This is a genomic window from Enterobacter cloacae complex sp. P47BA (genome assembly GCF_014930485.1).
GTDB classification, from domain to species: Bacteria; Pseudomonadota; Gammaproteobacteria; order Enterobacterales; family Enterobacteriaceae; genus Enterobacter; species Enterobacter bugandensis.
Genome location: NZ_JADBRF010000012.1, coordinates 43,126 through 66,090 on the forward strand (window position 1 = coordinate 43,126; position 22,965 = coordinate 66,090).

The window sequence follows — 22,965 nt, forward strand, 5'->3', positions numbered from 1 at the left end:
TTTGTGTTTTGGTTTAACAAAAGGAAGAATAAATGGAACAACTCGATGTTGTAGACAGCATCAATAACGCCGGTAACTGGCTGGTGCGCAACCAGGCCCTGCTGCTGAGCTATGCCGTGAACATTGTCGCGGCGATTGCCATCATCATCGTCGGGATGATCGTGGCGCGTATCGTGTCGAACGCCGTCAACCGTGTGATGGTCGCACGACACATTGACGCCACGGTGGCTGACTTCCTCTCCGCACTGGTGCGCTACGGCATTATCGCCTTCACGCTGATTGCCGCGCTGGGCCGTGTTGGGGTGCAAACCGCCTCCGTGATTGCCGTTCTTGGTGCCGCCGGTCTGGCCATTGGTCTGGCACTGCAGGGCTCGCTTTCAAACCTGGCGGCGGGCGTACTGCTGGTGACTTTCCGTCCGTTCCGTTCCGGTGAATATGTTGACCTTGGCGGCATCGCCGGTACCGTGTTGCAGGTACAGATTTTCTCTACCACCCTGCGTACCGTCGATGGTCGTATTGTGGTGGTACCGAACGGGAAAATCATTGCGGGCAATATCATTAACTTCTCCCGCGAGCCGGTGCGTCGTAACGAGCTCATCATCAGCGTGGCGTATGATTCCGATATCGATCAGGTGAAGTCGCTGATCGCGAATATCATCGCCTCTGACGACCGCATTCTGAAGGACCGCGAGCAGACGGTTCGCCTGAACGAACTGGGTGCTTCCTCTATTAACTTCGTGGTGCGTATCTGGAGCAAAAGCAGCGATCTGCAAAACGTTTACTGGGATGTGCTGGAGCGCATCAAGCGCGATTTCGACGCCAACGGCATCAGCTTCCCTTACCCGCAGATGGACGTAAACGTCAAAAAAGTCAAAGAAGCAGAATAACGTCACCCGTAGGCCCGGTAAGCGCTCGCGCCACCGGGCTTTACTTTCATAAGCTCCGCTAATACCCAATTAATATTATCCATTTCCTCTAATGTGATTCGCGCAGTATAGTCAGCCTCCAGAACAACACTGCGAGAAAATCGTCATGCTATCTTATTATTTTCAAGGACTTGCCTTAGGTGCGGCCATGATTTTACCCCTCGGCCCGCAAAACGCCTTCGTAATGAATCAGGGCATTCGCCGCCAGTATCATCTGATGATTGCCCTGCTGTGCGCGGTGAGCGATCTGCTGCTGATTTGCGCCGGCATTTTTGGCGGCAGCGCGCTGCTGATGCAGTCCCCCTGGCTGCTGGCGCTGGTGACCTGGGGTGGCGTGGCGTTTCTGCTGTGGTACGGATTCGGTGCCCTGAAAACGGCGATGAGCAGCAACCTCGAACTGGCGAGCGCGGAAGTGATGAAGCAGGGCCGCTGGAAGATTATCGTCACCATGCTGGCGGTCACCTGGCTAAATCCGCACGTCTACCTCGACACCTTCGTAGTGCTGGGCAGCCTGGGCGGACAGCTGGACGTTGAGCCGAAACGCTGGTTTGCGCTCGGCACGGTCAGCGCCTCTTTCCTCTGGTTCTTCGGTCTCGCCATTCTGGCGGCATGGCTGGCGCCTCGTCTGCGGACTGCCAAAGCCCAGCGCATTATTAATACCCTGGTGGGGCTGGTGATGTGGTTCATTGCTTTTCAGCTGGCAAAAGAGGGCATTCACCACGTCCAGGAATTGTTCAACTAATCCTTGTCTTATGGACAACTGAGCAAGACCCGCTAAGCTTGCTGGCATGAGCCCTGTTGTTGGGGCACTCTTCGCAACATGGAGGAATGACAGTGAAGTTTAAAGTGATGGCCCTGGCGGCATTAGTAAGTTTCGGTGCGGTGTCGGCGCAGGCAAGTGAACTGCCGGATGGCCCGCACATCGTCACGTCAGGCACCGCAAGCGTGGACGCGGTACCGGATGTTGCAACCCTGGCAATTGAAGTGAATGTGGCGGCGAAAGATGCCGCTTCCGCCAAAAAACAGGCAGACGATCGTGTTGCGCAATATCTCTCTTTCCTGGAACAGAACGGTGTTGCTAAAAAAGACATCAGCTCTGCGAACCTGCGTACCCAGCCCGATTACGACTACCAGAACGGCAAAAGTATCCTGAAAGGCTATCGCGCCGTGCGCACTGTGGAAGTGACCGTGCGTCAGTTGGACAAACTGAACTCTCTGCTGGACGGTGCGCTGAAGGCCGGCCTGAACGAAATCCGTTCCGTGTCGCTGGGCGTTGCGCAACCGGAGAAATACAAAGACGAAGCGCGTAAAGCGGCAATTGATGATGCCATTCATCAGGCGGAACAGCTGGCGTCTGGCTTCAAGAGCAAGCTTGGCCCGGTATACAGCGTGCGTTACCACGTCTCAAACTACCAGCCAAGCCCGATGGTTCGGATGATGAAGGCGGACGCCGCGCCGGTTTCTGCTCAGGAAACCTACGAGCAGCCAACGATTCAGTTCGACGATCAGGTTGATGTGGTGTTCCAGCTGGAACCCGTTGCAGCACAGCCGAAACCTGCACAATAATCAATAGGCCGGGTAAGGCGTAGCCGCCACCCGGCTTTTCATTTTAATCCTGTCTCAACACCTTATGTCCAAACGCCAGCAGCGCATCAGTCACGTTGCGCATCATGCGGCTTTCTGGCGCAAAACGGTGCCAGTACAGCATCCGGCGCTGATACAGCCCCGGCGTCAGGTCAATCAGCTCACCGCTTTTCAACTCTTTCTCAATCTGTAAATGCGGGATCATGCAGCAGGTGGTGCCCTGACGCGCCAGCTGCACGAAAGCTTCGGACGAGTTAACGATATGACACGGCACGCTGCCCGGCGGCAGGTCGAAGTTTTGCTGCAAAAACGCCTGGTGCATATCGTCCAGATGGTCGAACGCCACGGCAGGCGCCTTCAGCAGCGCGGCGCGGGTGACGCCATTCGGGAAGTAGCGCTCCGCAAAGGCTTTTGAACCGACAAACAGGTAGTCGAGCGCGCCCAGCTGATCGACAAGACAGCTTGGCAGGGCCTGAGGCTGGATACTGACCGCCCCAACCACTTCGCCGCGACGCAGGCGCTCCTGGGTGCGGGTTTCATCTTCGACCTGAAGATTCAGGCGGATAGGGGAGTCGGCCAGCACCGGCGCAAGGGCCGGCAGCAGCCAGGTCGCCAGACTGTCGGCGTTCACCGCCAGCGAGAGCAGCAGCGGCGTGGAACCCGTTTGTTCGTCACCCAGCCACTCGTCTTCCAGCAGTTCAACCTGACGCAGCAGGGCGAGAAGCTTTTGCCCTTGCTCCGTTGGGCGCGGCGGCACGGTACGCACCAGCAGCGGCTGCCCGAACATGTTTTCAAGCTGTTTGATACGCTGTGATACGGCGGACTGCGTGATGCACAGCTTTTGCGCTGCGCGCTCAAAGCCGCGTTCACGAATAACTGCATCAAGTGCCTGTAGTGTTCTGTAGTCCGGACGTTTCATTGCTCTGGCTGGCTCCTAAATTTTGCTTAATCTGCACTATGACACAATTTTCCCTTCCTGGCAGACGAATTCCATTCGACGTGTTCTATAATGCGCCCTGAGTTTTCACACCACAGGCAAAACGATCATGACGCAGGATGAACTGAAAAAAGCAGTAGGATGGGCCGCTCTCCAGTACGTACAGCCAGGGACCATTGTCGGTGTTGGTACGGGGTCAACGGCGGCGCACTTTATCGATGCACTGGGCACGATGAAGGGGCAGATCGAGGGCGCGGTTTCCAGCTCCGATGCGTCCACGGAAAAGCTGAAAAGCCTCGGCATTACCGTTTTCGATCTCAACGAAGTGGATCGTCTGGGCATTTACGTTGATGGCGCGGATGAAATCAACGGCCATATGCAGATGATCAAAGGCGGCGGCGCGGCGCTGACCCGTGAAAAGATCATCGCCTCCGTGGCGGACAAGTTCATCTGCATCGCGGATGCCTCCAAGCAGGTCGACATTCTGGGTAATTTCCCGCTGCCGGTTGAAGTGATCCCGATGGCGCGCAGTGCGGTTGCCCGTCAGCTGGTGAAGCTGGGCGGCCGTCCGGAATACCGTCAGGGCGTGGTCACCGACAACGGTAACGTCATCCTCGATGTTCACGGTCTGGAGATTCTCGACGCGATTGCGCTGGAAAACGCCATCAACGGCATTCCAGGCGTCGTCACCGTAGGGTTATTTGCCAACCGCGGCGCGGATGTAGCGCTGATCGGTACGGCTGACGGTGTGAAAACCATCGTAAAATGATCTGACGGGGGGAGTGCTCCCCCCGCTAAAAAATTTTTGAAAAGCTAAATTTGGTGACTTGTGTCACGCTTTTCCGCCTCTTTTGCCGATCCTGCCACGTTTGTAAATTTCCTCAGCATTTTACTCTGTCATTTTGCCCTGTATGACTTTTCTTCAGAGTGCCGACGCAAACGTTCATATTGCTGCAATAGTTTTTTTTGATATGTTGGCTACAGCGGATTTCAATCCAGCACAACATCAGTTCAGATAAAAACAGGGTCGGGAAATGGCAAAGGTATCACTGGAGAAAGACAAGATTAAATTCCTGCTGGTCGAGGGCGTGCATCAGAAAGCGCTTGATAGCCTTCGTGCGGCGGGTTACACCAACATCGAATTTCATAAAGGCGCGCTGGACACGGAAGAGCTGAAAGCCGCCATCCGTGATGCCCACTTCATTGGCCTGCGATCCCGTACCCACCTGACTGAAGACGTGATTGCCGCGGCAGAAAAGCTGGTTGCTATTGGCTGTTTCTGCATCGGCACCAACCAGGTCGACCTGAACGCTGCCGCAAAACGCGGTATCCCGGTCTTTAACGCCCCGTTCTCTAACACCCGTTCCGTGGCGGAGCTGGTAATTGGCGAGCTGCTGCTGCTGCTGCGCGGTATCCCGGAAGCTAACGCCAAAGCGCACCGTGGCGTGTGGAACAAACTGGCCGCGGGCTCATACGAAGCCCGTGGTAAAAAGCTGGGTATCATCGGCTACGGCCACATCGGTACCCAACTGGGGATCCTGGCGGAATCGCTGGGGATGCACGTCTACTTCTACGATATCGAAAGCAAGCTGCCGCTGGGTAACGCGACGCAGGTACAGCATCTGTCTGACCTGCTGAACATGAGCGACGTGGTCAGTCTGCACGTGCCGGAAAACGCCTCCACCAAAAACATGATGGGCGCGGAAGAGCTGGCGCTGATGAAGCCGGGATCTCTGCTGATCAACGCCGCGCGTGGTACGGTGGTCGATATCCCTGCGCTGTGCGATGCGCTGAAGCGTAAGCATCTGGCGGGGGCGGCCATCGACGTGTTCCCGACGGAACCGGCCACCAACAGCGATCCGTTTAACTCTCCGCTGTGCGAATTCGACAACGTGATCCTGACGCCGCACATCGGCGGTTCTACTCAGGAAGCGCAGGAGAATATTGGTCTGGAAGTGGCGGGTAAGCTGAGCAAATATTCCGACAACGGTTCAACGCTTTCTGCGGTGAACTTCCCGGAAGTGTCTCTGCCGCTGCACGGCGGTCGTCGTCTGCTGCACATCCACGAAAACCGTCCTGGCGTGCTGACCGCCATCAACCAGATTTTTGCCGAGCAGAGCGTTAACATTGCCGCCCAGTATCTGCAAACCAACTCGCAGATGGGTTATGTGGTTATCGATATTGAAGCCGATGAAGATGTTGCTGAGAAAGCGCTGCAGAGCATGAAGGCCATTCCGGGGACGATTCGCGCGCGCCTGCTGTACTGATGGTGCGGTCTGTGGTGTCGGGTGGCGGCTACGCCTTACCCGACCTACGTTGAGCTTTTGTAGGCCGGGTAAGCGTAAGCGCCACCCGGCTTTATGCTACCAAAGCCACGTTTTACCTGGCGTTACCACCGCCGGCAGCGGCACATCCCATTTCTCCACCGGCAACGCCTCCACGCACTGACAATCATGCGCGTAGCCTACCGGCTGCAGCCTGTACTGCTGCCAGTTTTGCAGCGTTCGGTCATAGAACCCCCCGCCCATGCCTAAGCGCTGTCCCTGCTCATCAAACGCCACCAGCGGCGTAATCAGCACGTCCAGCTCGGACAGCGGGAGTACGTCGCGCACGTCGAGTTTCGGCTCGGTGATTTTCAGACGATTCACCACCAGCTCGCTGTGCGGATGGTAGTGCAGAAACAGCAGATTGCCCCGGCTGAACGGATGCAGTACCGGCAGGTAAACTTTTTTCCCGGCGCGCCAGAGCTGGTCGATAAGCGGCTGGGTGTCCAGTTCGCCGTCAAACGAGAGAAAGAGCGCGACGGTATTTGCCATCACCACGGGCGGATAGGCCATCATGCGGGCGGCGGCCTGCTGCGCAAAGTGTGCCTGTTGTTCGACGCTTAAGGCGCGACGACGCTGGCGAATGAGCTGACGGATGTCCTGGCGTGAAGCAGAAACTTCAGGGAATTGAGTCATGGTAGTCGGTAGAAGAAGAGAGAGGGAATCTCCGAGATGCCGCCGCAGGCTGTAACCCTTGAACCCTTGGTTCAAGGTGAATGTGTCGTCATAGTTTTAAGGCTTCTCGGACGAACCGAGCATGCTCACCAACCATGGAGCGCCACATTCTTGTGGTATGAAATATCGGCTCAGGGGACTGGCCCGCTTGCAAACATCTCAGAGAAATTTTGTCTTCACAGTTACTCTACCATAGTCAACTGCGAAGTGTTATTCAAACTTTGGTCCCGGTCTTTCGGGATTGCGACCTTGATCAAGCAACGCCTGTTCAATGGTCTGCTGGAGCATTTTAATGCGCTGCTCCATGCTAGCCGCGTAATCGCGGGTCTTCGCTTTTTCCTGAGTCAGTTCATAGCTGATGTTCAACGCGGCGATGAAAACCAGCTGCTCAGTATTTGTGACTCTAGTGCGTTCTTTTAGATCTTGCAACCGCTGATTCAAATCGTCCGCAGCCTGATTCAAAGCATCCCTTTGTTCAGGTGGACAATTCACTCGCAGTGAACGGCCAAAAATCTGGAGATCGACGGGTTGTGCAGACATGCCACCTTCCTGCTGATTGACTGCGCTGCCTTCGCTTACTGCCCCGGGGGCTGCGAAGGGGCGACACTATAGCTACCCTGATGTGAAGATACAAGCCCTTTTCTGGTATCACCAGGGTCCAAAGTGGTAGCATATCATGAATATCCTCCCTTTGATGACGAATGCGTATGTCTATACAGAACGAAATGCCTGGTTACAAGGATTTAAACCAGTTACTGAACCAGCAGGGAGTCGGTCTTACCCCTGCCGAAATGCACGGTCTGATCAGCGGCATACTGTGCGGCGGAAACAGCGACAGCTCATGGCAGCCGCTGATCCACGACCTCACCAACGAAGGGCTGGCGTTTGGCCACGAACTGGCGGAAGCGCTGCGAAAAATGCACGCGGCAACCAGCGATTCGCTGGAAGACGATGGCTTCCTTTTTCAGCTTTATCTGCCTGAAGGCGACGATGTCAGCGTCTTTGATCGCGCCGATGCGCTCGCGGGGTGGGTAAACCACTATCTGCTTGGCCTGGGCGTCACCCAGCCTAAGCTTGATAAAGTCACCGGCGAAGCGGGTGAAGCGATTGACGATCTGCGCAACATCGCCCAGCTTGGTTACGATGAAGAGGAAGATCAGGAAGAGCTGGAAATGTCTCTCGAAGAGATCATCGAGTACGTGCGCGTGGCGGCGCTGCTGTGCCACGACAACTTTACGCGCTCGCAGCCGACCGCGCCGGAAGTTCGCAAGCCAACCTTACATTAAGAAAAATAACGCACAGGAGGGTGTCATGGTTATCTCGCAACAAGAGTATTTGCGCCGTCGTCAGGCGCTGCTGGCAAACATGCAGCCGGGAAGCGCGGCGCTGATTTTTGCCGCGCCGGAAGTGACGCGCAGCGCCGACAGCGAATACCCCTATCGCCAGAGCAGCGATTTCTGGTACTTCACCGGCTTCAACGAGCCGGAAGCGGTGCTGGTGCTGATTAAGAGCAATGACACCCACAACCACAGCGTGATTTTCAACCGCGTACGAGACTTAACCGCTGAGATCTGGTTTGGCCGCCGCTTAGGGCAAGAGGCCGCCCCGGAAAAGCTGGGCGTTGACCGCGCGCTGGCGTTTAGCGAAATCAACCAGCAGCTCTATCAGCTGCTTAATGGCCTCGACGTGCTCTACCACGCGCAGGGCGAATACGCCTACGCCGATGAGATTGTTTTCAACGCGCTGGAAAAACTGCGTAAAGGCTCGCGGCAGAACCTGTCCGCGCCCGCCACCCTCACGGACTGGCGTCCGGTGGTGCACGAGATGCGTCTGTTCAAATCTGAAGAAGAGCTGAACGTGCTGCGCCGTGCGGGCGAAATCAGCGCCCTGGCGCACACCCGCGCGATGGAGAAATGCCGCCCCGGGATGTTCGAATACCAGCTGGAGGGCGAAATTCACCACGAATTTAACCGCCACGGCGCGCGTTATCCCTCCTACAACACCATCGTTGGCAGCGGGGAAAACGGCTGCATTCTGCACTACACCGAAAACGAAAGCGCGCTGCGCGACGGCGATCTGGTGCTGATTGACGCCGGTTGCGAATATCAGGGCTACGCGGGCGACATCACGCGTACCTTCCCGGTGAACGGCAAGTTTTCGCCAGCGCAGCGGGCGATTTATGACATCGTTCTCGAATCACTCGAGACGGCGCTGACGCTGTATCGCCCGGGCACCTCCATTCAGGAAGTGACCGGTGAGGTGGTGCGCATCATGATTACCGGGCTGGTTAAGCTTGGGATCCTCAAAGGGGATGTCGACACCCTGATTACCGAGAATGCTCACCGCCCGTACTTTATGCACGGCCTGAGCCACTGGCTGGGGCTGGACGTGCACGACGTGGGCGCGTACGGCCCTGAACGTTCGCGCGTGCTTGAACCGGGCATGGTGCTCACCGTCGAGCCGGGCCTGTACATCGCGCCGGATGCCGACGTGCCAGAGGAATACCGCGGAATTGGCATTCGTATTGAAGACGACATCGTCATCACCGAAACCGGCAACGAAAACCTGACCGCGAGCGTGGTGAAAAAAGCGGACGATATCGAGGCGCTGATGGCAGCGGCGCGCGTATGAGCGTGATTATCGTTGGCGGCGGCATGACCGGCGCCACGCTGGCGTTAGCCATCTCGCATTTGACGAAGGGGCAACTGCCGGTGCATCTGGTTGAAGCCGTCGCGCCGCAGGCGAAGAATCACCCTGGGTTTGATTCCCGCGCCATTGCCCTGGCGCAGGGCACCTGCCAGCAGCTATCCCGCATTGGCATCTGGCAGGCCATCGCCGACTGCGCTACCGCCATTAATACCGTGCACGTGAGCGATCGCGGTCATGCCGGGTTTGTGACGCTGGATGCCCATGATTACCGTATTGACGCGCTGGGTCAGGTCGTTGAACTGCACGATATTGGCCTGCGCCTGTTCCGCCTGTTGCAGGACGCGCCGGGCGTCACGTTGCACTGCCCGGCACGCGTTGCCAGCTTCACCCGCAGTGAAGACGCGGTCAGCGTAACGCTGGACAATGGCACCGTGCTTGAAGGACAGCTTCTGGTTGCGGCTGACGGGTCGCGCTCGGCGCTCGGCACCCAGTGCGGCGTAGAGTGGCGGCAGCAGCCTTACGGGCAGGTCGCGGTCATCGCGAACGTCTCGACCGCAGCAGAACACAACGGCCGGGCGTTTGAGCGCTTCACCCAGCACGGCCCGCTGGCGATGCTGCCGATGACGGGCGGGCGCTGCTCGCTGGTCTGGTGCCACCCGCAGGAAAAGGCCGAAGAGGTTAAATCCTGGTCCGACGAACGTTTTTGTACCGAGCTGCAGAAAGCCTTTGGCTGGCGGCTGGGGCGTATTACCCATGCCGGGAAACGTGCGGTCTATCCGCTGTCGTTAACCACGGCGTCACAGTCTGTTTCTCACCGCGTGGCGCTGGTCGGCAACGCGGCGCAAACCCTCCACCCCATCGCCGGGCAGGGCTTTAACCTCGGCCTGCGAGATGTGATGAGCCTGGCCGAAACGCTTTCGCAGGCGTGGAGCGAACAAAAAGACTGTGGCGCTTACCCGGTGCTAAGCCATTACCAGACGCGACGTCAGGCCGATAAAGAGGCGACGATTGGCGTCACCGATGGTTTAGTCCATCTCTTTGCCAATCGCTGGGCGCCGCTGGTTGTTGGTCGCAACCTCGGGCTGATGGCGATGGAACTGTTCATTCCGGCACGTGACGTGCTGGCGCAGCGGACCCTGGGTTGGGTCGCGCGTTAAGGAGTTATCACTGTGCAAAATGTTGATGTTGCCATCGTTGGCGGCGGAATGGTTGGGCTGGCGCTGGCCTGTGGATTACAGGGCAGCGGCCTGCGCGTGGCCGTGCTGGAGCAAAAGCAGCCCCAGCCTGTCGCATCAGATGCCCCGCCGGAACTCCGCGTGTCGGCGATTAACGCGGCCAGCGAAAAGCTTTTGACGCGTCTCGGCGTCTGGTCAGATATCGTCGCCCAGCGCGCCAGCTGCTATCACGGCATGGAAGTGTGGGACAAAGACAGCTTTGGCCATATTGCCTTTGATGATGAAAGCATGGGCTATAGCCATCTGGGGCACATCGTTGAAAACGCGGTGATCCACCACGCGCTGTGGCAGAAAGCAGAGCAGTGCAGCGACGTGACGCTGGTTGCGCCTGCGCAGATCCAGCAGGTGGCCTGGGGCGAAAACGAGGCGTTTATCACCCTGCAAAGCGGCGACATGCTGACCGCGCGTCTGGTGGTCGGTGCCGACGGCGCTAACTCCTGGCTGCGCAGCAAGGCCGATATCCCGCTGACGTACTGGGATTACCGCCATCATGCGATGGTGGCAACGATCCGCACCGAAGAGCCGCACGGCGGCGTTGCGCGGCAGATTTTCCACAACGACGGCATACTGGCGTTCCTGCCGCTTGCCGATCCGCACCTGTGCTCGATAGTCTGGTCCCTGGTGCCGGAGAAAGCGCAGCAGATGCAGGATGCGACGCCGGAGGCCTTTAACCAGGCGCTGTGCGTGGCGTTTGATAATCGCCTTGGCCTGTGCACGCTTGAAAGCGAGCGGCTGGTTTTCCCGTTAACCGGCCGCTACGCGCGTCAGTTTGCCGCGCACCGCCTGGCGCTGGTGGGGGATGCGGCCCATACCATTCATCCGCTGGCCGGGCAGGGCGTTAACCTCGGCTTTATGGACGCGGCGGAACTGGTGGAAGAACTGCGTCGCCTGCACCGTGAAGGTAAAGATATCGGCCAGCATCTCTATCTGCGTCGCTACGAGCGCAGCCGCAAGCACAGTGCGGCGATGATGCTGGCAGGAATGCAGGGCTTCCGCGAGCTGTTTGCCGGGGCAAATCCGGCGAAAAAACTGCTGCGCGATATCGGCCTCAAGCTGGCCGACACCCTTCCCGGCGTCAAACCTCAACTTCTTCGTCAGGCAATGGGTCTTAACGATCTTCCCGACTGGTTACGCTAACCTCGATCCCCGTCACACTTTATTTTCCCGGCCTCTGCGTCGGGGAAATCCCCTCGTTTGAAATATTCTAATTCCACGCCATTTTTCGCATTAGTTATTCTCATGTCGTGATTTTTACGTGACGGAAATTCGGCCCGTTTTTCCGCATGAAATATCACCATGTGCTAAATCCTGTTAGATTATTGTTAATTTTGTGCGGGGTTAATCGCATTTTTCCAGTGAATAACTCTGTAGGCTTTTCAGCGTTTTTTGGTCATAAGCTAATGTGATGACCCGTTTTACCTTATGGTTAACCGCCGGTTTCGGTGGTAAGTTCAGGTAAAAGAGAACGTTTGCGTCGGCATTCGGGAACGAGGCCGATACCGGGTTTCACGGTGAATTTTTCAACGAGGACAAGATGGCTCAACAGACTCCTTTGTACGAACAGCACGTGTTATGCGGCGCCCGCATGGTGGACTTCCATGGCTGGATGATGCCGCTGCACTACGGCTCGCAGATAGATGAGCACCACGCGGTGCGCACCGATGCCGGTATGTTCGACGTGTCCCACATGACGATTGTCGATCTGCGCGGTAGCCGCACCCGGGAGTTTTTGCGTTATCTGCTGGCAAACGACGTCGCCAAACTGAAGACGCCGGGTAAAGCGCTCTATACCGGCATGCTAAATGCCTCGGGCGGCGTGATTGACGACCTTATCGTCTACTACTTCACCGAAGATTTCTTCCGCCTCGTTGTAAACTCCGCCACCCGCGAAAAAGACCTCTCCTGGATCACCCAACACGCCGAACCCTACGCCGTCGACATCACCGTCCGTGACGATCTGTCGCTGATCGCCGTGCAGGGGCCGAACGCGCAGGCAAAAGCCGCCTCTCTCTTTAACGACGAGCAGCGCACCGCCACCGAAGGCATGAAGCCGTTCTTCGGCGTGCAGGCGGGGGATCTGTTTATCGCCACCACCGGCTACACCGGTGAAGCGGGCTACGAAATTGCGATGCCAAACGAGAAGGCCGCCGATTTCTGGCGTGCGCTGGTAGAAGCGGGCGTGAAGCCTGCGGGTCTGGGCGCGCGCGATACGCTGCGTCTGGAAGCGGGCATGAACCTCTACGGTCAGGAGATGGACGAAAGCGTCTCTCCGCTGGCGGCCAACATGGGCTGGACCATCGCGTGGGAACCGGCTGACCGTGACTTTATTGGCCGTGAAGCGCTGGAGATGCAGCGCGAGAAGGGCACCGAACAGCTGGTGGGACTGGTGATGAAGGAAAAAGGCGTGCTGCGCGGCGAGCTGCCGGTGCGCTTTACCGATGCTGACGGCAATCATCGCGAAGGCGTGATCACCAGCGGTACCTTCTCCCCGACGCTGGGCTACAGTATTGCACTGGCTCGCGTGCCGGCAGGCATTGGCGAAACGGCGGTAGTGCAAATCCGCAACCGCGAAATGCCGGTCCACGTGACCAAACCGATTTTTGTTCGCGCCGGTAAGCCGGTCGCCTAATCATTTTTATCAGGAGAACTTCAATGAGCAATGTGCCAGCAGAACTGAAATACAGCAAAGAACACGAGTGGCTGCGCAAAGAGGCGGACGGCACTTACACCGTAGGGATCACCGAGCACGCGCAGGAGCTGCTGGGCGACATGGTGTTTGTTGACCTGCCTGACGTGGGCACGACCGTTAGCGCGGGCGACGACTGCGCCGTGGCGGAGTCCGTAAAAGCGGCGTCTGACATCTACGCACCGGTAAGCGGCGAGATTGTTGCGGTCAACGATGCGCTGAGCGATTCGCCAGAGCTGGTCAACAGCGAGCCTTATGAAGGCGGCTGGATCTTCAAGATCAAAGCCAGCGATGAAGCGCAGGTTGCCGCGCTGCTGGATGCGACCGCATACGAAGCACTGTTAGAAGACGAGTAAGCCATTATCCCTCTCCCCTTTGGGGAGAGGGAGAAAACACATTCACTGCACGTATCAGGAACCATCGCTCATGACACAGACTTTAAGCCAGCTTGAAAACCGTGGCGCCTTCATTGAACGTCACATTGGGCCGGATGCTCAGCAACAGCAGGAGATGCTGAAGACGGTTGGCGCGGATTCATTAGACGCACTGATCGGCCAGATTGTGCCAAAAGACATCCAGCTTGCCACGCCGCCTCAGGTAGGGGAAGCCACCACGGAGTTCGCCGCGCTGGCGGAGCTGAAGGCTATTGCAGGCCTCAACAAGCGCTATAAGTCTTACATTGGCATGGGCTACACCAACGTGCAGTTACCGCCGGTTATCCTGCGCAACATGCTGGAAAACCCGGGCTGGTACACCGCTTACACCCCTTATCAGCCAGAAGTCTCCCAGGGGCGTCTGGAAGCGCTGCTGAACTTCCAGCAGGTGACGCTGGATCTGACCGGGATGGATATCGCTTCCGCCTCTCTGCTGGATGAAGCGACCGCCGCTGCCGAAGCGATGGCGATGGCCAAGCGCGTGAGCAAGCTGAAAAATGCTAACCGCTTCTTCGTGGCGGCGGACGTGCATCCCCAGACGCTGGACGTGGTGCGCACCCGTGCAGAAACCTTCGGCTTTGAGGTGATCGTCGACGACGCCGACAAAGTGCTGGATCACCAGGACGTCTTCGGCGTGCTGCTGCAGCAGGTGGGTACCACCGGCGAAGTTCACGACTACGGCGCGCTGATTGCCGAGCTGAAATCCCGCAAAGTGGTTGTCAGCGTTGCCGCCGATTTTATGGCGCTGGTGCTGCTGACGGCGCCGGGCAAACAGGGCGCGGATATCGTATTCGGCTCCGCGCAGCGCTTCGGCGTGCCGATGGGCTACGGCGGCCCGCACGCGGCGTTCTTCGGCGCGAAAGATGAATTCAAACGCTCCATGCCAGGCCGTATCATTGGCGTGTCAAAAGATGCTGCCGGTAATACCGCGCTGCGCATGGCGATGCAGACTCGCGAGCAGCATATCCGCCGCGAGAAAGCGAACTCCAACATCTGTACCTCTCAGGTGCTGCTGGCAAACATCGCCAGCCTGTACGCCGTGTTCCACGGACCAGCTGGCCTGAAGCGTATTGCCAGCCGCATTCACCGACTGGCCGATATTCTGGCCTGCGGTCTGCAGCAGAAAGGCCTTAAGCTGCGCCACGCTCACTACTTCGACACCCTGTGTGTGGACGTGGCGGACAAAGCGGCCGTGCTGGCGCGTGCGGATGCAGCAGAGATTAACCTGCGCAGCGACATTCATAACGCCGTCGGCATTACGCTGGATGAAAGCACCACCCGTGACGATATCCTGAACCTGTTCAGCGTGCTGCTGGGCGACGCGCACGGTCTGGACGTTGATGCGCTCGACAAAGAGGTCGCGCTCGACAGCCGCTCCATTCAGGAAAGCATGCTGCGCAATGACGCGATCCTGACTCACCCGGTGTTCAATCGCTATCACAGCGAAACCGAGATGATGCGCTATATGCACTCTCTGGAGCGCAAGGATCTGGCGCTGAACCAGGCGATGATCCCGCTGGGCTCCTGCACCATGAAGCTGAACGCCGCGGCAGAGATGATCCCGATTACCTGGCCTGAATTCTCCGAACTGCACCCGTTCTGCCCGCCAGAACAGGCGGAAGGCTATCACATGATGATCAACCAGCTTTCAGACTGGCTGGTGAAGCTGACCGGTTACGACGCGCTCTGCATGCAGCCGAACTCCGGCGCGCAGGGTGAATACGCGGGCCTGCTGGCGATCCGTCACTATCACGAAAGCCGTAACGAAGGCCACCGCGATATCTGCCTGATCCCTAGCTCCGCCCACGGCACCAACCCGGCCTCAGCCCAGATGGCGGGCATGGAAGTGGTGGTGGTCGCGTGCGATAAGAACGGCAACATCGATTTGGCCGACCTGCGTGCGAAAGCCGAGCAGGCGGGCGACAAGCTCTCCTGCATTATGGTGACCTACCCGTCCACCCACGGCGTGTACGAAGAGACCATCCGTGAAGTGTGCGAAGTGGTGCACCAGTTTGGCGGTCAGGTATACCTCGACGGCGCGAACATGAACGCTCAGGTGGGCATTACCTCGCCGGGCTTTATCGGCGCGGACGTGTCGCACCTGAACCTGCATAAAACCTTCTGCATTCCGCACGGCGGTGGCGGCCCGGGCATGGGACCAATCGGCGTGAAAGCGCACCTGGCGCCGTTTGTGCCGGGGCACAGCGTGGTGCAGATTGAAGGCATGCTGACCCGTCAGGGCGCGGTCTCTGCGGCACCGTTCGGCAGCGCATCAATTCTGCCAATCAGCTGGATGTACATCCGCATGATGGGCGCGGAAGGGCTGAAGCAGGCGAGCCAGGTGGCTATTCTGAACGCCAACTACATTGCGACTCGCCTGAAGTCCGCCTTCCCGGTGCTCTATACCGGCCGCGACGGTCGCGTGGCGCACGAGTGCATTCTGGATATTCGTCCGCTGAAAGAGCAGACCGGCATCAGCGAGCTGGATATCGCCAAGCGTCTGATCGACTACGGCTTCCACGCGCCAACCATGTCGTTCCCGGTTGCGGGGACGCTGATGGTGGAGCCGACCGAGTCTGAAAGCAAAGCCGAGCTGGACCGCTTTATCGACGCGATGTTGGCCATCCGCATGGAGATCGACCGCGTGCAGGACGGCGAATGGACGCTGGAAGATAACCCGCTGGTCAACGCCCCGCATACCCAGCACGAGATGGTGGCAGAGTGGAACCACGGTTACTCCCGCGAGCTGGCCGTCTTCCCGGCAGGCGTGGCAAACAAATACTGGCCGACTGTGAAGCGTCTTGATGACGTTTACGGCGACCGTAATCTGTTCTGCTCCTGCGTGCCGATGAGCGAATACCAGTAATTATTTGCCATACTGCAGGCCGGGTAAGCGTAAGCGCCACCCGGCTTTTTTTTATCTGGAGGTTGTGAATGGCAATTGCACTGGTCACCGGCGCGAGCCGGGGCATTGGGAAAGCCACCGCGCTGCAGCTGGCACGTGAAGGCTACACCGTGGCGGTGAACTATCACCACAACATTAAAGCCGCGACGGACGTTATCAATCAGATCGTTGAGGCCGGCGGTAAAGCGTTTGCCGTGCGTGCGGACATCAGCGATGAAGCTCAGGTGCTGGCGATGTTTGACAGCATCGATCGTGAAGGTGAGCCGCTTCGCGCGCTGGTCAATAATGCAGGCATTCTCTTTGAGCAATCCACCATTGAGAATCTCTCCGCAGAGCGCATTAACCGCGTGCTGGCGACCAACGTCACGGGCTACTTCCTCTGCTGTCGTGAAGCGGTGAAACGCATGTCCACCAAGCATGGCGGCAAGGGCGGGGCGATTGTGAATGTCTCTTCCGCCGCGTCTCGTCTGGGCGCGCCGGGTGAATATGTCGATTACGCTGCTTCTAAAGGCGCGGTAGATTCGCTGACAACCGGGCTATCGCTGGAGGTGGCGGCGCAGGGCATTCGCGTGAACTGCGTGCGGCCTGGGCTGATTTATACCGATATCCATGCTTCCGGCGGAGAGCCGGGGCGAGTGGATCGCGTGAAATCGCTACTGCCGATGCAGCGCGGCGGCCAGCCGGAAGAGGTGGCGCAGGCGATTGTCTGGCTGCTGAGCGAGAAGGCGTCTTACGTGACGGGCAGTTTTATCGAGCTGGCTGGCGGGAAGTAAACCCCTCATCCTAACCCTCTCCCCAAAGGGGAGAGGGAACTGCGCCCGGCGTTAAAGTTTCTCGCCGTTGCTGGCAATCACGCCTTTATACCACTCGAAGCTCTTCTTACGGGAGCGCGACATGTCGCCCGTGCCGTCGTCGTGCTTGTTGACGTAGATAAAGCCGTAGCGCTTGCTGTACTGACCGGTGGTGAACGACACGCAGTCGATGCAGCCCCACGGCGTATAGCCCATCAGATCCACGCCATCGTGGGTGACGGCTTTGATCATCTCTTCCACGTGGGCACGCAGGTAGTCGATGCGATAGTCATCGTTGATGCTGCCGTCTTCTTCCACCTTGTCGTAGGCACCGAACCCGTTTTCAACGATAAACAGCGGTTTCTGATAACGCTCGTACAGTTCGCACAGGGAATAGCGCAGGCCCACCGGGTCAATCTGCCAGCCCCAGTCGGACGCCTTCACGTGCGGGTTCGGCACGCTGCCTTCGAAGCCGGAAATGGCGTCACCTGTGCCGCCTTCCGCCTTCACCGCGTTGGTCATGTAGTAGCTGAAGCCTAAGTAGTCGCAGGTACCTTCACGCAGGATCTGCTCGTCGCCCGCCTCCATTTTGATGGAAAAGCCGCGGCGCTCCCACTCGTTCAGCACGTAGGACGGGTAGTAACCACGCAGCTGGACGTCGGTAAAGACATAGCGCTCGCGCATGGATTCCTGGGCGAACATCACGTCTTCAGGCTTGCAGGAGAACGGATAGAGCGCCACCATCGCCAGCATGCAGCCGACTTTCATCTCCGGGTTGATGCGGCGCGCGGCTTTCACCGCCAGGGCGCTGGCCACAAACTGATGGTGCAGCACCTGGTACATGGTCTCTTCCGGGTTGTCATGTTCGGTGTAGACCACGCCCGAGCAGCAGTAGCCGAACAGCGGGGCGCGCCAGTTGCGCTGGTTGTTGATTTCGTTGAAGGTCATCCAGTATTTGACCTTGTGCTTGTAGCGCTCAAACACCACTTCCGCGAAGCGCACAAAGAAATCGACCACTTTGCGGTTGGTCCAGCTACCATACTCCTGCACCAGGTGCAGCGGCATTTCGAAGTGGGAGAGGGTGATCACCGGTTCGATGTTGTACTTCAGCAGCTCATCGAACATGTCGTCGTAAAACTTCAGCCCTTCTTCGTTTGGCTGTGTTTCGTCACCTTTCGGGAAGATGCGCGTCCAGGCGATAGAGGTACGGAAACACTTGAAGCCCATCTCGGCAAATAGCTTGATGTCTTCTTTATAGTGGCCGTGGAAGTCGATGGCTTCGTGGTTTGGGTAGTATTTACCCGGCACCACCTCCTGCGTGATTTCGCGCGGCACGCCGTGTGCGCCGCCGGTCAGCACGTCGCAAATGCTTGGCCCTTTGCCGCCTTTGTTCCAGCCGCCTTCAACCTGATGAGCGGCAACCGCGCCGCCCCATAAAAAATCTTTCGGTAAGGTTATTTTTTTCATCGCTGCTATTCTCAATAAATGGCTTATTGGCATTGAGTCTAGCAAAGCGAAATTGAATGTCACGATATAACAATTTGCGAAAATTGTGATTTGTCACATCGAAAAAACAGGGTGTTTTATTCCGTCAGTTTTTTCGCCAGCTTGCGTCCGAGAGATTCCAGAATATAAATGACGGGAATTTGCGTGGTGATATCATAGACGCCGCCAATTCGCGTCTGGGGAACGTGCCAGGAGAGATTAAAGTCCGCCAGTTTTGCCAGGCGCGAGTGCTCGTGGCTGGTGATAGAGAGCACCTTGCAGTGATGCAGGCTGAATTGGCTGGCGAAGCGCAGGATCTCCTCGGTTTCGCCCGAGACGGAGAGCACAATCGCCAGCGCATTTTTCGCCATATCATTGGTAACCGGGAAATAAGGGTCATCAATATGATTACTGAATTTACCAATATTTGAAAAGAAGCGTGCGCCATATTTGGCCAAAGAGCCTGACGTGCCCGCCCCGACAAATATAATTCGCTCGGAAGACAAAATGATATTTACCGCGTCATTTAATAGCGCGTCGAACTCTTCATTATTCACGCTTTTAAAGAAGCTGATAATTTCGCTGGCGCCGAAATTCGCCTGCTGGGGCTCGTTCTGCTCAAGATAGAGCTTAAAGCGCACGCGAAATTCAGAATACCCTTCGCAGTTGAGCTTGCGGCAAAAGCGCAGGATAGTGGTGGTTGAGACGCCGGCCGCATCCGCCAGCTCGCGGATGGTCATGTACATCACTTTGTCCCGGTTTTTGATGACATAGTTGTAGACCATCATTTCCAGGTTATTGAGACTGGCAATGGCGGAGTGGGTGAACATACTCACAGTGGCAAAACTCTCATTCAGACCTCATTTATCCATCATATCATGCAGCCAGACGGCAGGAGCCAATTTTATGCCATTGATTAGTAACACTTAAATTTTTATGTGAACAAATGTCAGGTGAGTTTTTCGTTTATGTTTTTGATTTTTATTGTAAAAATTTACTTTAAAATTATTTTAGCTAACAGGTGTTCACTGGAATCATTCTCAGTTAGCATAGTCATGCAATGAATAATCATCTTTAGTTTTCCCGGAGTTTAGTATGGCGAGCAGACCATTAATCGCACAGGGATATTCGCTGGCTGAGGAAGTAGCCAACAGCATCAGCCACGGCATTGGCCTGGTGTTTGGGATTGTCGGTTTAGTGTTATTGCTGGTACAGGCGGTGGATACCAATGCCAGCGCGATGGCCATTACCAGCTATAGCCTGTATGGCGGAAGTATGATCCTGCTGTTCCTGGCCTCGACGCTCTATCACGCGATTCCGCATCAGCGGGCCAAAATATGGCTTAAGAAATTTGACCACTGCGCTATCTATCTGCTGATTGCGGGTACCTATACGCCTTTCCTGCTGGTGGGGCTAAACTCACCGCTGTCGCGCGGCCTGATGATTGTTATCTGGAGCCTGGCGCTGCTGGGGATCCTGTTTAAGCTGACCATTGCGCACCGGTTTAAAGTGTTGTCGCTGGTCACCTATCTGACGATGGGCTGGCTGTCGCTGATTGTGGTGTATCAGCTGGCGATTAAGCTGGCGGTCGGCGGGGTAACGCTGCTGGCGGTGGGCGGTGTGGTCTACTCGCTGGGCGTTATTTTCTACGTCTGCAAGCGCATCCCATACAACCATGCCATCTGGCACGGCTTTGTGCTGGGCGGCAGCGTGTGCCACTTTTTGGCGATTTATTTGTACGTGGGGCAGGTTTAGTTTGTTGTCGGGTGGCGGCTTCGCCTTACCCGACCTGGATTTGCACCCGTAGGCCCGGTAAGCGCAGCGCCACCGGGCGATAGAGCATCACTCTTCCAGTGAATACGGTAGCGGCTCAATACTCAACGTATTCGCGTCGTCGCGCACGCGGAACACGCTGTCCGCTTCCATGTCGTTGTTCATTACAGCCTGTACCAAAAGACGGCCATCGTCCAGCTGGACTGCGGCTAACACGGTACCGGTGCGGCGCCAGTTGTCGCCCATCTTCAGTTCTAAGTCTTCTCCTGCTTCCGGTACGCGGCTGGCATGGCCTGCCAGTGTCCACAACGCGCGTTTGTTTGCCCCACGGAATTTTGCACGCGCGACCATTTCCTGACCGGTGTAGCAGCCTTTTTTAAAGCTGATGCCCCCCAGCGCCTGCAGGTTAGTTGCCTGAGGAATAAACTGCGCGCTGTTGGCTGCGTCAATTACCGGCAGACCCGCTTCGATGTTCAGCGCCAGCCACTGCTGGCTGTTGTTGAGCTGCGCTTCGCCGCGCAGCGCCTCGGTCACGCGTTCGGCTGTTGCGGCATCCGTGACTAACAGGAAGCGCTCTGCCGGGTGTTCAAACCACAGGATGGAAGTTGCGCCCTCGCTGACCACCTGTTTTTCTGCATCCGGCAGTTCAGCAAACAGGTTTTTCAGCGCCGCACGCGCCTGGAAGCCCGCCACGCCCAGCAGAACATGTTCATCGTCCGGGGCGATGGTGACTTTGGAAAAGACCGCGTATTTTTTCAGTTCTTTGAGCTGCGCATCGCGCAGGCTGCGGCGCTCAATAAAGGCAAAACCGTCCTGACGGCGGAAGAGACGCAGGTTGCTCCACATTTTGCCCTTAGGATCGCAGTGCGCTGCCAGCAGATGCTGGTGTTCAGTCAACTGCGCAACATCCGCAGTCACCTGACCCTGCAAGTATTTTTCGGCGTCGGCGCCGGAGAGGGTTGCCAGCGCCCAGTCATCAAGAGAAATAAGCGTCAGCGGCAGACGCGCAGAGGCGGCGGGCTGGCGAGGAGAAAATGGTGTAAAGGCCATAACGGTATCCTGAATTGCTTAACGCTTTGATAATGCCTAATGGTAAAAGAGCCTGCAGGCATTGCAAGCGCTTTCAGCAGACCATTTGTGCCATAAACGGGTTATGCGTAGCGCTACGCAAAATAGTGTAATCCGCTGTCTATGTAGGGATTATTCTGGAAGCCAGCTCGTCAAACGCAATATTCCAGTAATGAAACGGTCAAAAACACGTTACACTAGCTGGTGTCCCCGTAGAGAAATTAAGAACAGAAAACGGGGTACCGACTGTGCCAAACGTAATGCAGGAAACTGAACATGGATATTAACAACAAGGCCCGTATTCACTGGGCATGCCGTCGCGGAATGCGTGAACTTGATATTTCTATCATGCCTTTCTTCGAATATGAGTACGACAGCTTAAGCGATGATGATAAGCGTCTGTTTGTTCGCCTGCTTGAGTCTGACGATCCGGATTTATTCAACTGGCTGATGAACCACGGCAAACCCGCCGACACCGAGTTGCAACGGATGGTGCAATTAATTCAAACACGGAATCGGGAACGTGGTCCTGTGGCAATCTGATCTTCGCGTCTCGTGGCGCTCGCAGTGGATGTCTTTATTGCTCCACGGGCTGGTTGCGGCCATCGTTTTACTCATGCCGTGGCCGCTCAGCTATACGCCGCTGTGGCTGCTATTACTTTCGTTTGTTGTTTTTGACAGCGTACGCAGCCAGCGTCGCATTAACGCGCGTCAGGGCGAGATTAAGCTGCTGATGGATTCCCGCCTGCGCTGGCAGGGAAAAGAGTGGGATATTCTCGGTGTGCCCTGGATGCTTAACGCCGGGATGATGCTACGGTTACGCAAAGTGGGGGGCGGACGTTGCCAGCACCTGTGGCTGGCGGCGGACAGTATGGACGCATCAGAATGGCGGGATCTGCGCCGGATGTTGCTGCAACAGCCGACGCAGGAGTAACGCGCGTTAGCTGAATTTTTCTGCCATTTCGCCGAGGATCTGCTCGCACCAGGCCTGCAGGCGCTCGTCGCTGAGATCGTACTGATTGGTTTCATCCAGCGCGAGCCCGACAAACAGCTCGCCATCGGCAATAATCGGCTTTTTACTGGTGAATTCATACCCTTCGGTTGGCCAGTAGCCGATAAACGCCGCCCCTTTTGGTGCCAGCTTATCGTGCAGCATGCCGAGTGCGTCCAGGAACCATTCGCCGTAGCCTAACTGGTCACCCATGCCGTACATCGCAATAATTTTACCGTCGAAATTGACTGAATCGAGCTGATCCCAGATGGCTTCCCAGTCTTCCTGTATCTCACCAAAATCCCAGGTTGGGATGCCCAGAATCAGCACATCGTACTGCTCCATCAAGGCGACCGAGTCATCTTTCAGGTTATGCAACGTCACCAGTTCCGGGCCAATGATGTCGCGAATTTTCTCCGCCGCCATTTCGGTGTAGCAGGTGCTGGAACCATAGAACAGACCAATATTCATCGCGTAACTATCTCAATTCTTGCTATGACTT

Annotated in this window: 23 protein-coding genes and 1 other RNA gene; 16 read left to right on the forward strand and 8 right to left on the reverse strand. The window is 56.9% G+C overall.

Features of this window, described 5'->3' with window-relative positions:
- Nucleotides 1-32 precede the first annotated feature (32 nt).
- From mscS to IM299_RS13550, 3 genes are all read left to right on the forward strand, one after another.
- Complete coding sequence (gene mscS, locus IM299_RS13540) at nt 33-887, forward strand: small-conductance mechanosensitive channel MscS (protein ID WP_003860082.1); 855 nt, start codon at nt 33-35, stop codon at nt 885-887.
- A gap of 145 nt (nt 888-1,032) precedes the next feature.
- The gene (gene argO, locus IM299_RS13545; protein WP_021242063.1) at nt 1,033-1,668 is read left to right on the forward strand and encodes an arginine exporter ArgO; all 636 of its coding nucleotides are present in this window, start codon (nt 1,033-1,035) and stop codon (nt 1,666-1,668) included.
- A gap of 92 nt (nt 1,669-1,760) precedes the next feature.
- On the forward strand, nt 1,761-2,492 hold the full coding sequence (locus IM299_RS13550; RefSeq protein ID WP_028014336.1) for an oxidative stress defense protein: 732 nt from the start codon (nt 1,761-1,763) through the stop codon (nt 2,490-2,492).
- Between the two features lie 43 nt (nt 2,493-2,535).
- On the opposite strand, the gene argP is transcribed toward IM299_RS13550, so the two are convergent.
- The gene (argP, locus tag IM299_RS13555; protein ID WP_003860089.1) at nt 2,536-3,429 is read right to left on the reverse strand and encodes a DNA-binding transcriptional regulator ArgP; all 894 of its coding nucleotides are present in this window, start codon (nt 3,427-3,429) and stop codon (nt 2,536-2,538) included.
- 127 nt (nt 3,430-3,556) lie between these two features.
- Between argP and rpiA the strand changes: the two genes are divergently transcribed.
- Together rpiA and serA are read left to right on the forward strand one after the other, a co-directional pair.
- The gene (gene rpiA, locus IM299_RS13560) at nt 3,557-4,216 is read left to right on the forward strand and encodes a ribose-5-phosphate isomerase RpiA (protein ID WP_003860091.1); all 660 of its coding nucleotides are present in this window, start codon (nt 3,557-3,559) and stop codon (nt 4,214-4,216) included.
- Between the two features lie 265 nt (nt 4,217-4,481).
- A complete protein-coding gene (gene serA, locus IM299_RS13565; RefSeq protein WP_041908347.1) occupies nt 4,482-5,714 on the forward strand; it encodes a phosphoglycerate dehydrogenase in 1,233 nt (410 codons plus the stop codon).
- A gap of 96 nt (nt 5,715-5,810) precedes the next feature.
- Here the strand turns inward: serA and IM299_RS13570 are convergent, their stop codons facing one another.
- From IM299_RS13570 to zapA, 3 genes are all read right to left on the reverse strand, one after another.
- Nucleotides 5,811-6,407, reverse strand: a complete 597-nt coding sequence (locus tag IM299_RS13570; protein ID WP_041908348.1) for a 5-formyltetrahydrofolate cyclo-ligase — start codon at nt 6,405-6,407, stop codon at nt 5,811-5,813.
- A gap of 24 nt (nt 6,408-6,431) precedes the next feature.
- Nucleotides 6,432-6,615, reverse strand: a non-coding RNA gene (gene ssrS / locus IM299_RS13575) — 6S RNA.
- 41 nt (nt 6,616-6,656) lie between these two features.
- The gene (zapA, locus tag IM299_RS13580; RefSeq protein WP_006811891.1) at nt 6,657-6,986 is read right to left on the reverse strand and encodes a cell division protein ZapA; all 330 of its coding nucleotides are present in this window, start codon (nt 6,984-6,986) and stop codon (nt 6,657-6,659) included.
- 167 nt (nt 6,987-7,153) lie between these two features.
- Between zapA and IM299_RS13585 the strand changes: the two genes are divergently transcribed.
- From IM299_RS13585 to IM299_RS13620, 8 genes are all read left to right on the forward strand, one after another.
- A complete protein-coding gene (locus IM299_RS13585) occupies nt 7,154-7,732 on the forward strand; it encodes a YecA family protein (protein ID WP_028014333.1) in 579 nt (192 codons plus the stop codon).
- A gap of 31 nt (nt 7,733-7,763) precedes the next feature.
- Nucleotides 7,764-9,077 (forward strand): Xaa-Pro aminopeptidase, encoded by a 1,314-nt coding sequence (gene pepP / locus IM299_RS13590; protein ID WP_193357662.1) that lies wholly within the window; start codon nt 7,764-7,766, stop codon nt 9,075-9,077.
- Nucleotides 9,074-10,252 carry a 2-octaprenyl-6-methoxyphenyl hydroxylase gene (gene ubiH, locus IM299_RS13595; RefSeq protein WP_059358264.1) on the forward strand — a complete coding sequence of 393 codons (1,179 nt, stop codon included), beginning with the start codon at nt 9,074-9,076 and terminating at the stop codon, nt 10,250-10,252. Before pepP ends, ubiH begins: the two co-directional genes overlap by 4 nt.
- Nucleotides 10,253-10,264: 12 nt before the next feature.
- Nucleotides 10,265-11,467: an FAD-dependent 2-octaprenylphenol hydroxylase gene (gene ubiI / locus IM299_RS13600; RefSeq protein WP_163332800.1), complete on the forward strand. Its 1,203-nt coding sequence runs from the start codon at nt 10,265-10,267 to the stop codon at nt 11,465-11,467.
- Nucleotides 11,468-11,864: 397 nt separating this feature from the next.
- Complete coding sequence (gcvT, locus tag IM299_RS13605) at nt 11,865-12,959, forward strand: glycine cleavage system aminomethyltransferase GcvT (RefSeq protein WP_193357638.1); 1,095 nt, start codon at nt 11,865-11,867, stop codon at nt 12,957-12,959.
- 23 nt (nt 12,960-12,982) lie between these two features.
- The gene (gcvH, locus tag IM299_RS13610; protein WP_006178383.1) at nt 12,983-13,372 is read left to right on the forward strand and encodes a glycine cleavage system protein GcvH; all 390 of its coding nucleotides are present in this window, start codon (nt 12,983-12,985) and stop codon (nt 13,370-13,372) included.
- A 70-nt stretch (nt 13,373-13,442) separates the two neighbouring features.
- A complete protein-coding gene (gcvP, locus tag IM299_RS13615) occupies nt 13,443-16,316 on the forward strand; it encodes an aminomethyl-transferring glycine dehydrogenase (protein ID WP_193357639.1) in 2,874 nt (957 codons plus the stop codon).
- A 68-nt stretch (nt 16,317-16,384) separates the two neighbouring features.
- Nucleotides 16,385-17,128: an SDR family oxidoreductase gene (locus IM299_RS13620; RefSeq protein WP_048960830.1), complete on the forward strand. Its 744-nt coding sequence runs from the start codon at nt 16,385-16,387 to the stop codon at nt 17,126-17,128.
- 51 nt (nt 17,129-17,179) lie between these two features.
- Here IM299_RS13620 and bglA read toward each other — a convergent pair whose 3' ends face one another.
- Nucleotides 17,180-18,613: a 6-phospho-beta-glucosidase BglA gene (bglA, locus tag IM299_RS13625; RefSeq protein ID WP_028014326.1), complete on the reverse strand. Its 1,434-nt coding sequence runs from the start codon at nt 18,611-18,613 to the stop codon at nt 17,180-17,182.
- Between the two features lie 116 nt (nt 18,614-18,729).
- Nucleotides 18,730-19,461, reverse strand: coding sequence for a MurR/RpiR family transcriptional regulator (locus IM299_RS13630; protein WP_028014325.1), 732 nt, complete (start codon nt 19,459-19,461; stop codon nt 18,730-18,732).
- Nucleotides 19,462-19,726: 265 nt separating this feature from the next.
- Here IM299_RS13630 and IM299_RS13635 point away from each other — a divergent pair, with 265 nt between their 5' ends.
- A complete protein-coding gene (locus IM299_RS13635; protein WP_023331242.1) occupies nt 19,727-20,386 on the forward strand; it encodes a hemolysin III family protein in 660 nt (219 codons plus the stop codon).
- 87 nt (nt 20,387-20,473) lie between these two features.
- On the opposite strand, the gene ygfZ is transcribed toward IM299_RS13635, so the two are convergent.
- Nucleotides 20,474-21,454, reverse strand: coding sequence for a tRNA-modifying protein YgfZ (gene ygfZ / locus IM299_RS13640; protein ID WP_028014323.1), 981 nt, complete (start codon nt 21,452-21,454; stop codon nt 20,474-20,476).
- 294 nt (nt 21,455-21,748) lie between these two features.
- Here ygfZ and sdhE point away from each other — a divergent pair, with 294 nt between their 5' ends.
- Nucleotides 21,749-22,015 (forward strand): FAD assembly factor SdhE, encoded by a 267-nt coding sequence (gene sdhE, locus IM299_RS13645; RefSeq protein ID WP_010435322.1) that lies wholly within the window; start codon nt 21,749-21,751, stop codon nt 22,013-22,015.
- Nucleotides 21,996-22,406, forward strand: coding sequence for a protein YgfX (locus IM299_RS13650; protein ID WP_028014322.1), 411 nt, complete (start codon nt 21,996-21,998; stop codon nt 22,404-22,406). The genes sdhE and IM299_RS13650 overlap by 20 nt, the downstream gene beginning before the upstream one ends.
- Before the next feature lie 6 nt (nt 22,407-22,412).
- On the opposite strand, the gene fldB is transcribed toward IM299_RS13650, so the two are convergent.
- Nucleotides 22,413-22,934 carry a flavodoxin FldB gene (fldB, locus tag IM299_RS13655; protein WP_041908355.1) on the reverse strand — a complete coding sequence of 174 codons (522 nt, stop codon included), beginning with the start codon at nt 22,932-22,934 and terminating at the stop codon, nt 22,413-22,415.
- Between the last annotated feature and the right edge of the window lie 31 nt (nt 22,935-22,965).